Source organism: Legionella sp. (assembly GCF_965140895.1).
GTDB lineage: Bacteria > Pseudomonadota > Gammaproteobacteria > Legionellales > Legionellaceae > Legionella.
In genome coordinates this window covers 1-2,023 of sequence record NZ_CBCSKT010000093.1, presented here as the reverse complement: position 1 = coordinate 2,023, position 2,023 = coordinate 1, and the positions used below count along the sequence as shown (strand labels likewise).

The following is a 2,023-nucleotide window of genomic DNA, read 5'->3' as shown; positions in this document are numbered from 1 at the left end:
CGGCTTAGTTGGGCTGCAAGTTCTTTAATAGATTTACCATCTCCGGATAACAATACATAATGCGCTCGCTCACCAATGTTTGAGTTCTTTATTAGTCTTAATCGATTCAACGCTGATTGCTCTTCAGCACTTAGTGAAGTGTTATTGTCGGATCATGCACATGATCAGCTGGAGCGGCAAAGACTCAAACCTGATAACCATGTGCGACGGAACATTTTTCGAGTAAGACGGAAATTGTCATAAAATGAAACAACCTCAGAACAGTTGTGAAAGTACGCGGGACAAACTACGTTTCGTCAATTGCATTCATTCGCTTGGAAATGTAGAATTCCGAGCCTGTTCATAAAGGGAAATATAATGAAAAAAACTATTCTAACCGCTTCTTTCATTGGAATTATTTGCTCAAGCTTCCAATCTTATGCATATATTCCGGCTGATGTCAGTCGTTTTAAAAATGACACGGATTGTATTCGATGCAACCTTACCGGAAGCTCTTTTTCATCTGGTTGGGAAAAAATAGAGAAATCAGGTGGCACATTTGACGGAACATTTTTTACTAACTTCACGTTATCTGGTTATAAAATAATCGACTCCAGTTTTGTTGATACCAACTTTGTAAAATCAACATTGCAAAATAATGAACTTACCAATTCAATATTCCAAAAGGCGAACTTTTCTCATTCGCACTTGTCTAATGTGAAATTTATTAGATCGACATTTAAAGACGTCAATTTTGCCCATGCTTCAATGGATGGAACTTGGTCTTCTTGTTCATTCAATAAAGTTGATTTTACTGACTCAGATCTGGAGGGTGCTTCTTTCCCAAAGACAAAAATGATAGATGTTAATTTTTCAGGTGCCAAGCTAAAAAATGCTGATTTGAGCAGGGTGAATGTTGAAAATTTATCCTTTGATAATGCTGATTTAAGTTATGCAGTTTTAATGGGTTCAAATATTACCGAAGAGCAGCTTTCGAAAGCAAAAACATATAAGTGCGCCACGCTTCCAAATGGCGATGTGTACACAAATAATGGCGAATTTAATTGCAAATAATTAGTTGAGCTTTTTCAAGAGGGAATGATGAAAAATTATAAATTAGTAATGATATTTATTTTAATGGGATTATCTTTTTCTACTCAGTCCAAGGTATTAGCTGATGCAGAAGATTTGAAAGTATTTGCTGATACGAATTTTTGTCAGGGATGTGATTTAAGTGGTGCTAAAATATATGAGGATCATGATAACGGCTCATTACTTGGTTCATACGCTATAAAAACCGAATTTTTAGGTTCATTATATAAAATGAATTTTTCGGGAAGCGTCATGAATTATTCAAAGTTTCCCGGGCACTATTTTAGTGTTTTAAGAATACAAGAAGCAAACTTTGACAAAGTAAATTTGAGCTATTCTATTTTCAAGGACACTGATTTAAGCGGTGCAAATTTCAGCGATGTAAACCTGAGTAACTCAGACTGGGAACGAGCCAATTTTTCCGGGGTGAATTTTGCCAATGCAAATTTGAATAATGTAACCATACGCAACTCAATTTTGATAGGGGCAAATTTAAGCCAAGAGCAACTGGGGCAAGTTAAAAGCATTGAATGCACAGTTATGCCTAATGGAGAACTGAACAACAATGGATGTGAATAATCTTTCAGATTAATCAGCGATATTTGATTATGGCGGCAATTAAAAATTTACTTAATTGCTGCAACGAAAATAGTATCTAAACAATAGATACAACATTGCCCCGGATTGGCTGGCGCAATCGATTGTATTTTTTAGTACACTCATTAATCTTTGGTTTTAGATCCCTCTAAACCCAAGCTGCCATGATTAGCCAGATCATTAAAATCGCTAAATTTCTTCGGACCTGATGCCTCAATGAAAGGTGTTGCCGAAGGACAAAAAAAGTACTGAGTCGTTGCCTCAAAATAGGTGTTGCTTCAGCAATTCCCGCCATTAAAAAATATCCAGTAAATTAGCGGCTCATAGGTGCTCTAGGAATTAATTTTTCGTAGAC

The 2,023-nt window shown here is 36.1% G+C and carries 2 protein-coding genes; both read left to right on the top strand.

The window, feature by feature from the left end; genetic code table 11:
- Positions 1-357 precede the first annotated feature (357 nt).
- Complete coding sequence (locus tag ACQY7T_RS10020) at positions 358-1,053, top strand: pentapeptide repeat-containing protein (RefSeq protein ID WP_428413115.1); 696 nt, start codon at positions 358-360, stop codon at positions 1,051-1,053.
- 24 nt (positions 1,054-1,077) lie between these two features.
- Positions 1,078-1,650, top strand: a complete 573-nt coding sequence (locus ACQY7T_RS10015) for a pentapeptide repeat-containing protein (protein ID WP_428413114.1) — start codon at positions 1,078-1,080, stop codon at positions 1,648-1,650.
- Positions 1,651-2,023: the final 373 nt, after the last annotated feature.

Excerpts from the sequence above, each read along its gene's own strand:
- ACQY7T_RS10015 (WP_428413114.1), top strand. The coding sequence starts at position 1,078 with ATGATGAAAAATTATAAATTAGTAATGATATTTATTTTAATGGGATTA.
- ACQY7T_RS10020 (WP_428413115.1), top strand. The coding sequence starts at position 358 with ATGAAAAAAACTATTCTAACCGCTTCTTTCATTGGAATTATTTGCTCA.